Annotated in this window: 9 protein-coding genes; 6 read left to right on the top strand and 3 right to left on the bottom strand. The window is 38.9% G+C overall.

All coding sequences use genetic code 11. The features are described from left to right. The first annotated feature begins 310 nt into the window (after nt 1-310). Nucleotides 311-787: a bacterioferritin gene (bfr, locus tag QZT26_RS14945; protein WP_099323672.1), complete on the top strand. Its 477-nt coding sequence runs from the start codon at nt 311-313 to the stop codon at nt 785-787. 263 nt (nt 788-1,050) lie between these two features. On the opposite strand, the gene QZT26_RS14940 is transcribed toward bfr, so the two are convergent. From QZT26_RS14940 to QZT26_RS14930, 3 genes are all read right to left on the bottom strand, one after another. Then, entirely contained in the window at nt 1,051-1,482 is a 432-nt protein-coding gene (locus QZT26_RS14940) for a type II toxin-antitoxin system VapC family toxin (protein WP_295103295.1), read from the bottom strand. A 6-nt stretch (nt 1,483-1,488) separates the two neighbouring features. Then, a complete protein-coding gene (locus QZT26_RS14935) occupies nt 1,489-1,674 on the bottom strand; it encodes a hypothetical protein (protein WP_295103292.1) in 186 nt (61 codons plus the stop codon). A gap of 471 nt (nt 1,675-2,145) precedes the next feature. Continuing rightward, nucleotides 2,146-4,176 (bottom strand): amylo-alpha-1,6-glucosidase, encoded by a 2,031-nt coding sequence (locus tag QZT26_RS14930; RefSeq protein ID WP_295103290.1) that lies wholly within the window; start codon nt 4,174-4,176, stop codon nt 2,146-2,148. A 428-nt stretch (nt 4,177-4,604) separates the two neighbouring features. Here QZT26_RS14930 and QZT26_RS14925 point away from each other — a divergent pair, with 428 nt between their 5' ends. The 5 genes from QZT26_RS14925 to QZT26_RS14905 all read left to right on the top strand — a co-directional run. Then, nucleotides 4,605-5,342, top strand: a complete 738-nt coding sequence (locus QZT26_RS14925; RefSeq protein WP_295103288.1) for a SagB/ThcOx family dehydrogenase — start codon at nt 4,605-4,607, stop codon at nt 5,340-5,342. Nucleotides 5,343-5,525: 183 nt separating this feature from the next. Then, nucleotides 5,526-5,891 carry a helix-turn-helix domain-containing protein gene (locus QZT26_RS14920; RefSeq protein ID WP_099323670.1) on the top strand — a complete coding sequence of 122 codons (366 nt, stop codon included), beginning with the start codon at nt 5,526-5,528 and terminating at the stop codon, nt 5,889-5,891. Nucleotides 5,892-6,061: 170 nt separating this feature from the next. Beyond that, the gene (locus QZT26_RS14915; RefSeq protein ID WP_295103284.1) at nt 6,062-6,940 is read left to right on the top strand and encodes a hypothetical protein; all 879 of its coding nucleotides are present in this window, start codon (nt 6,062-6,064) and stop codon (nt 6,938-6,940) included. Between the two features lie 792 nt (nt 6,941-7,732). Continuing rightward, nucleotides 7,733-8,083, top strand: coding sequence for a hypothetical protein (locus QZT26_RS14910; RefSeq protein ID WP_295103282.1), 351 nt, complete (start codon nt 7,733-7,735; stop codon nt 8,081-8,083). 205 nt (nt 8,084-8,288) lie between these two features. Further along, a partial coding sequence (locus QZT26_RS14905; RefSeq protein ID WP_295103279.1) for a hypothetical protein occupies nt 8,289-8,534 on the top strand: 246 nt, incomplete at its 3' end.

Here is an 8,534-nt window from a genome sequence, read left to right as displayed (position 1 = left end):
GGTTTGACGAGGGGGGCAGATGATAAGTATATGGCGGAGATATGGTGGCACTGGCGGGAAACCAGCCAGCAAACAGAGAAAACAAACTTCTGCCTAAGTTCTCGTCGTCTGTTTCTACTCTACCGGTCTAATCCCTCCCTTATAGATTTATTATTTGACTAAAACTATTGCGATAAAAAGTATTTAATTCCCTATGCAAAAAACATTAATTCAATGTTATAATACTTTCATAAGTTTACGGAGTGGCGATACTATCGCCATTTCCTCTTTATTACATAAGTATTATTTTATTACATAAAGGAGGTGTTTTATGGAAGGAAATCCAAAGGTTATTGTGGTTTTAAACGAGTTGTTAATGGCTGAAATTACAGCGATTAACCAATATTTTGTGCATGCCAAGATGTGTGAAAACTGGGGATATAAACGCCTGTATGAATTTAATGAGAAAAATTCCATAGAAGAGATGAAGCATGCGGAAAAACTCATTGAACGCTTGTTGTATTTAGAAGGCATACCAAAAATGGATCTTGGTAAAATTACTGTAGGAAAGGTTGTTAAGGAGCAACTGGAGAATGATTACGCTTTGGAAAAAATTGCAATTCAGAGACTCCAAAAATCAATCACCTTGTGCGCTGAGGTTGGAGACGCCGGTTCCAGGGAGTTGCTTGAACATATTTTGACCGATGAAGAAAAACACGCAAATGATTTGGAGGAACACTTGCAGCAAATTAAGGATATGGGGATTGAAAATTATTTGTCTGTTCAGGTAATAAAAAAAGATGAGTAGTGTAAAGAAATAGCGGAAGATGCGCTCGTTTAGAAAACGCTCGTTACCAGGCAGGAATTCCTGAACGAGCGTTTTCGCTTTTCCAAAAGACTAAAGTGTCACAAAATAGATGCTTTTCGCTATACATGAAATACAGTTTTTTTAATAACAACTTAATACACGTCTTAAATTTTGGCAACTTCGCCTGATTTCTTTCGATTCCCTTGGAAACGGTCATATTTTAGTCACAGTCAATTAAAGTAAAAAACAATTGATGATGTCATTTAGGAGTTCTTATTCAACCAATTCTGTATCCTTAAACCTTCTATCCTTTCAACGTGGTCTGTGTTATTCGTTACTAAAATATGGCTGTTAGCATTAGCTATACGCGCAATTAAAATGTCAAAGTCGTCGATAATTGTGCCTTTAGTTCTTAAATCAGCTTTAATCTTCCCAAAGAGTTTTGCGGATTCCTCACTATCGGATAAAATGGAAAGATTCTTTTTAAATAAGTCTATCCGTCTTAAATTCTCCTCAACTCTCTTTGAATTGTAAGTCCCAAAGTATAATTCAGCCAGTGCACAAATAGATATCGTTAAAGAATAAACACCGATTTCTTTAACCCTCCTTTTGAGAATCTCATTACCATTGAGCAAATAAACACAAGTATTTGTATCGAGAAGATATTTCGAAAGACATTCTCCATATTTGTAGATGATTTTCTACTCGAATAAATAACCATTTATTTGTTCTTCAATGCTTCTGTCGTCTTCCCAAGTTCCACATACAGAAAGAAATTCATTTGTTACAGATTTTTCATTGAGTTCAGGTTGAACAAGCTCTTTTTTAAGAAGATGAATAATTTTAGCTAGTTTCTCTTGCATAGGTTCAGGTAAATCTTGTATCATTACTTTGTTAAAATAATATGCAAAACAACCTTAATTCCCTCTATTTAAAAGGATTTATGCTTTGAAAAATCCTTGATTAATACCATACAATAAGTAGGATGCCGAACGCAAAGGCATACAAAATATATCACTTTATGAACGGTTTCAGTGGTTTTTAACAAAGTAATGTTGTATGTCTTTTAAAAATTCTTTTTCATGGATTGTTTTAGTCTTCATAATAAATCTCCTTTAAAATCAGTACAATCGGTTGCTTACCAGAAAAGTGTAAAAATAACACCTTAATACCAAGCTAGCGCCCTGTTTTATTTTGTAAACAAAGGGGAGTAGTTGGTATTATACCAAGTCAAGTTTATTTCTATTAATTATATCTGTTCGGGTTAATATTAGCACAAATATTAGTTTTTTCATTATTCATCTTTAGAAATCCTTATTTGTTTGACTGAAAGATGGAAAGGAGTGATACAGAAGCACCTACTTTGCCAAATTTTCAAATATTGTCCGTAGCAATTCACCGACACTCCAGGCCTGTGATATACATCCGCGCGGCGTATGGGGATAATCTCCGTCAAAAATCTCTGAAACAGAACCAATTCCGGCATCGTACAAATGATTACACAACGGTTGTAGTAATTCAACCGCCATTCTTTGTGTATGAATATTGTTGCCGTATATCTTAAAAAATGCATCAAGATAGGGTCCTATCAGCCACGCCCATACGGTGCCCTGATGGTATGCCTTATCCCTGTCATAAACATTTCCGCGATAAACACCAATGTAATCTTTATCTGCAGGGGAAAGACTCCTCAATCCATAAGGTGTTAATAAATGTTTTTTTACGATCTCAAAAACAGCCTGTTGTTTTCTGAAGGGTAATAACACGAATGGTAGACTTATGGCAAATATCTGATTCGGGCGAATAGAAGAGTTTTTCATTCCGCCGTCAACATAATCGTAAAGATAGCCGCCTTCTTCGAACCAAAACAGTTCATTAAATGAATTGCCTGCCTGTGCAGACAACGCAGAATATTCACGGTAATCATTTTCTAAATCCATGATTTCCGCAAAAAAAGAGATAATCCTCAATGCATTATGCCAAAGGGCATTGACCTCAACCGCCTTGCCCATCCGGGGGGTCACCACCCAATCACCCACTTTTGCGTCCATCCATGTCAGTTGAATGCCTTCTTCACCGGCATAGATTAAACCGTCGCTCTCCATGTGAATATTATAGCGGGCGCCTTTACGGTAATAGGAGACGATTTCGTGTAAAACCGGATACAGCTTATTCTGAATTGTTAGTATATCTTTAGAATAGAGATAATACTTATACACCGCATGTATGTACCACAAAGACGCATCCACTGTATTGTATTCCGGCAATTCTCCGTAGTCGGGAAAACGATTAGGAATCATGCCTTTATTGACATGGCCGGCATACGTAAGCAATATTTCTTTTGCCGTATCATATTTCCCCTGAACAAGGGTTAAGCCTGGAAGCGAAATCATCGTATCCCTTCCCCAATCAGCAAACCAATGGTATCCGGCAATAATGCTTTTCCTGCAATTCCCCCTCTTTACAATAAAAGTGTCTGATGTGGAGAGTAAGCAGTTCAGCATGCCTGAATTCCCGGTGCTTTCGTTTCCTGTTTCTGAAAAAACAAGGGAGGGAATTATTTGATTTTTTTGGATATTGTTGTTCAACGCATTTCTGCGTCCTGTTTCCTTTTCATAGAGTTCATTAATATCTATGAAATCATAGTTTTCCGTTGATGCGACAACATAATAGATTGTATCGTTTTGTATTGGACTGAAGTTGATAGCAAAAGGGCTGAAATGATCCTCATAGGCCTCCATTCCCCGTTCAATCTCCTTAGGATATTTCATATTTTTATACCAAAAACAATTTGAGTCGATTGATGTTGCATTAAAAAAAACATACAGAGATGAGAGTTCCTTGTATGGCGTTAAACAAACCCCATTGCGCAGATTTGTATAACCGGTATTCAAACAGGGATTCTCATGAGTCAGACTGTGATAATCACGAAAAGCAATCATAAAACGAATTGATAAAACAGGGGGGGGAAGCATTTCATTCTCCCGATGTATCTGATACATAATCACGGTGGTATTTTGACCATACACCATAAAAACCGTTTTTTTAATCAGCATTCCTTCTACAGAATACTCCCATACAGGAAACGGATCTGATTGGAATTGAACGAGATGTTTGTATCCTTCCGGGAAGATCGTATTAGGATAAATGTTCGTGGACAAAGGATATTCCCGCCCATCAACAAAGAGCGCTTCTTCTAATTTGGACAGCATTAACATTCTTCCCAGGGGCGGCTTTGTTGCCGCCATAAGCAACCCATGATAACGTCTTGTATTGGCGCCAATAATTGTAGATGAGGCATAGCCACCAATCCCGTTTGCCTCCAGCCATTCTTTTTCTAAAGAAAGAGAAACCGTTTGACAGATATTCTTTTTAAAAACGATAGTCATATAAATAAGTGCTGTTTACGATTAAAATATAAATTATGCCGGGTTTTTAAAAGACAAAAAATCCAACGGCATTTATTTTTACCCACCCCTCAATCTCCTCCCAGGAGGGGACTTATCAAATTCCTCTCCTGGGAGGGGCAGGGGGTGGGTTTATGCATTGCTTAACTAAAAATATTGAAATTCCTATACATCAAATACAGTGGAAGCAAATTGTACATGTTTTTCACTGCATAAAGCTATAGCTTTTTATTCACAAAATGATAAATTGTAGGGGCGAAGCATTTGCCTGCACAGGGAACAAAGACGTAAAACGTTGTCTGTATATGCGCCGGCACCGTTCCATTGAACGAGTATATTGTACGCAGGTAAATGCTTCGCCCCATGCTTTTTCTAAAAAAATAAATTGTTGCCAAAAAAGGAGTGTGATTATGTCAAACGGAATCGGAAAAGAGTTTATGCACATGACAAAATATCAGTATTTAACGGCATCGGATCAGATGAAAGGGATACAGCAGTCGCCTTTGGAGCTTCCTTATGACCGGTCAAAACCGATTATAGATTTACCGAAACCGGAGGATATTGTTGTAAAAAATGCTGATGTACGAAGAGTGATAGAATCAAGAACAAGTATACGTAATTATTCTAAAAAACCATTAACCCTTGAAGAATTATCTTATCTGCTGTGGTGCACTCAGGGGGTAAAAGAAGTAATACCAGGGACTGCAACGTATCGAAACGTGCCGTCAGCGGGGGCACGGCATTCTTTGGAAACGTATTTATTGGTAAATAACATAACGGGCTTGTTGCCAGGCGTATACAGATTTCTTGCATCTAAACATAAGCTGATGGAAGTAAATTTACAACCGGATATTACTGATAAAATTACAGAAGCGTGTTTGGGGCAGAATATAATAAAACTATGCGATGTTGTTTTCATTTGGTCTGCGGTAGCTTACCGTATGAAGTGGCGATACGGAGAACGCGGATACAGATATATGCATCTGGATGCAGGACACGTCTGCCAGAACTTGTATTTAAGTGCAGAATCCATTGATTGCGGAGCATGCGCAATTGCGGCGTTTTCTGATGATGATATAAACTATTTGCTCTCTCTCGATGGCGATGAGGAATTTGTAATATATTTGGCAGCCGCAGGTAAAAAATAACACCAGTATACACTCGTTCCCAAGCTCCGGCTTCACATGGAAGCGAGAAGAAAAAACGTTAAATCAGCCGCAAATAATTTGCATATGCAAATTATTTGCCTTGCATAATAGTTAATTTGTGATATACTTCCACAAGTATTCACTATGAATACCTTTTAAATTTTGTGAAAGAGCGGTGGCATAATGGGTGCAAAAGAAATTAAGGAACTTCGTGAAAAACTGGGTGCAACCCAGTCCGAGTTTGCAAAGGCATTGGGAATCAGCTTTTCAACAGTGAGCAGGTGGGAAAGCGGCATTTCACAGCCTGACGATACACAGGAAGAACAGCTCATTGCGCTGAAGCAATTGGTTGATAATAAAGACGTAGATCAGAAAAAAATCCGGAAGATGCTGGGATTGATGGGCATAGGCGGCGTTATAGCCACGGCAGTAATCGCAGGGTTTGTCATAACGAATCCATGGGGGGCGGCAATAACTTCACTCATAAAAAAATCCTCAAACACCGGAAAAATATTGGACCTTTTCAAAAAGAATAAAAAACCGAAATAAAAACAATAATTTGCCACGCATATTGTAGGGGCGAAGCATTTGCTATAAATTGTCACAAATGCGTTCATACCCAAACAGCAAATGCTTCGCCCCTGCTTTTTAAAGAAAATAGAGACTGTATTTCCACATGCTACCTTAAACACCAACAACCACAAATAGGAAACCAAATTATGTCATGGCTGAATATTCAGGGAAATAGGTACCATTGCCTGAAATGTTCCGAAATTGTTAAGGTCGAATACGAGGGTGGCGCTTGCCTAACTCAAATCGGAGATAATCGGATATACGAACAAACAGCGCTGACAAAAAGATACGGCCAACCAACTGCAAATCCCAATACTGAAGGCTACTACTTGCATAATGAAATCATTTGCGAGCCGTGTTTTAAGAAACGTTATATGAAAAGTGGACAACATTATGTTGCCATGAATATGGAGGCCCTTTGCAATCGGCTTTCGGGAATTAAGGATAAATATGCAGAGAACGTTGGAAGGGCAACCGAATCAGCATTCAATAATTGGCTAGAGAATATTTTGCATGGCAATCTTTGTGAAATAAGCACATCGGCCTTTGATAAAACAATCGGCTTGAAAATATTCAAATTGCGCAATAAGCGCAAGGACTTAGTAGGACAATTTGTCTCCAGCGCCAAAGATTCAATAATCGCCTCTATCCTTAATCAGATTAACAGTGATCCATGCCTTCGGGATGCGACAAGACAGTATGCATCCGAAGCGCAGCCAATTGTTGACAGCATAAGAAAATTACTGACCAATCTTAAAGGAAAATTCTTTCATAAAGGGGAAATCTTTAGGGTGCACCGGATAAACCTGCCTGAAAACCTGAATGACTACGTCCTGTATGAAATGACAACAAGGACTCCTGCCACATCAACGCCGGACATAACCGTTTTTTATCAGACAAACATGCGTAAGAAAGATATTACAGAATTTCTGAATTCGTGCGATTCTTCAAATCAGGTTGAAATGGATGAGGACAAATTGATAGGAAAATTAAAAAAAAGACTGGAAGTTCTCGCTTCCATTTAGCAAGAATTATTTGGCTCAAAATAGGACTCCAAATATCTTGATAACATACTGAAAAGTACAAGCTGACATGGACCCATTCTCTTTTCCATTCGAAGCTGGAGCTTCTCAAACAATCCCGTTCCCAAGCCGGAGCTTGGTAACGAGCGTTTTTTTCATAGAACTAAAGTGTTACAAAAAAATAGAATTAATTAATGGAATGATGCAGGATGGAAGGCTCTCTATGACTGTTTATGAGATTGCTTCGGAAAAAGCCCTCGCAATGACAAGCCGAAAAAAGACCCTTGCAATGACAAGCGGATACCCTTGTATTGACAAAATAAGTCACCAGTCATCATGTTTCATTTGCAACATCCAGAAACGATGAAAATGGTTTTATAACCATATCGTGTTGTAGTATCTGTACTTAAGCTATTTTTTGTAGTCTTACTTTTGAGTCGGAAACGTCTGGCATTTATGTTTCTGTACCGGTTCAAATTTATAGGGCCATCCAAAAAGTGTTAGCTTGTCATTGCAGGAGGCTCAGCTTGTTATTGCAGGAGCACTACAGGGGTCTCAGCTTGTCATTGCGAGGGTCTTTTCCGAAGTAATCTCATAATGCCAGATTCAATCAAGGTAATTGTAATGGATAAATTATACTCCGTTTACATATATGACGAATAAAAATAATACCGTACTCTACACAGGGGTTACGAATAATCTTAAAAGAAGAGTATATGAGCATAGAGAGAAGAGGGGCGAGGGGTTTACAAAAAAGTATAATGTTACAAAACTTGTCATCGCAAGGGTCTCCGCTTGTCATTGCGAGGGTTTTTTCCGAAGCAATCAGTATACTACGAGATACTTCGTGACGTAAAAAACGCCATATCGCAGGAGAAGCAAATTAAGGGTGGCTCAAAGGCTAAAAAAATAGATGAAATTAACAGAAAAGAAATTATCGTGAGAATAAACGATTCGATAAATGACTGGAAAGATGTTGTGTTTGCCAAAGATTCTGATACTATATCCCCAAAAAATAAGCTGGACAAGGATTCGCTGATTATGAATATTACCTTTTTCCACCAGCTTTGCAGAGGTAGGGGGGAGTTCGACCGGAAATGTCTTGAGGACTTAAAGAAGAATATTCATAACACTTTAGTCTTTTGAAAAACGTAAGAGCGAGAGACGAAGGATGTCCGTAATTCATTGCCCATTATCCGTCGTCACTACATCGTGCAGGAGGATGCGGATATTAAAAAAGCACAAGGCTGTTGAATGTTTTGAAGGCAGGATCATTTGATTCCGGTTTGGGGAGTAAGGGTATGGGAAGTGTGGGGGCGGTTATCATTGTTTTTTTTCAAAGGAGGAGTTGATGGGCAACGATAAAGATGGTTCTTCCGTGGTAGGCGTAATGGCTTCAACGGGCACCGGTGCTGTAGCTGGTGCAGGCGGCGCTGTAACGGCGGTTGCCGTAGGTGGTGTTTCCGGGCTTGGGGCAACTGGAATTACTTCCGGCCTGGCCCTCCCGTTTTTACCACATCAGTGGTTATTAATTCGAAAGACGGGATATGATGGGAGGTATCAGGATTGGGAAGCAGGAACAACGTTGCAACGGCAA

This window comes from uncultured Candidatus Kuenenia sp. (assembly GCF_900696675.1).
Classification (GTDB): Bacteria; Planctomycetota; Brocadiia; order Brocadiales; family Brocadiaceae; genus Kuenenia; species Kuenenia stuttgartiensis_A.
The sequence above is the reverse complement of the archived record's forward strand: the minus strand, read 5'-3'. Positions and strand labels throughout refer to the sequence as shown.

Bases quoted from the DNA above. Each gene is read 5' to 3' on its own strand.
- bfr (WP_099323672.1), top strand. From the start codon at position 311: ATGGAAGGAAATCCAAAGGTTATTGTGGTTTTAAACGAGTTGTTAATG.
- QZT26_RS14925 (WP_295103288.1), top strand. From the start codon at position 4,605: ATGTCAAACGGAATCGGAAAAGAGTTTATGCACATGACAAAATATCAG.
- QZT26_RS14935 (WP_295103292.1), bottom strand. From the start codon at position 1,674: ATGATACAAGATTTACCTGAACCTATGCAAGAGAAACTAGCTAAAATT.
- QZT26_RS14920 (WP_099323670.1), top strand. From the start codon at position 5,526: ATGGGTGCAAAAGAAATTAAGGAACTTCGTGAAAAACTGGGTGCAACC.
- QZT26_RS14915 (WP_295103284.1), top strand. From the start codon at position 6,062: ATGTCATGGCTGAATATTCAGGGAAATAGGTACCATTGCCTGAAATGT.
- QZT26_RS14930 (WP_295103290.1), bottom strand. From the start codon at position 4,176: ATGACTATCGTTTTTAAAAAGAATATCTGTCAAACGGTTTCTCTTTCT.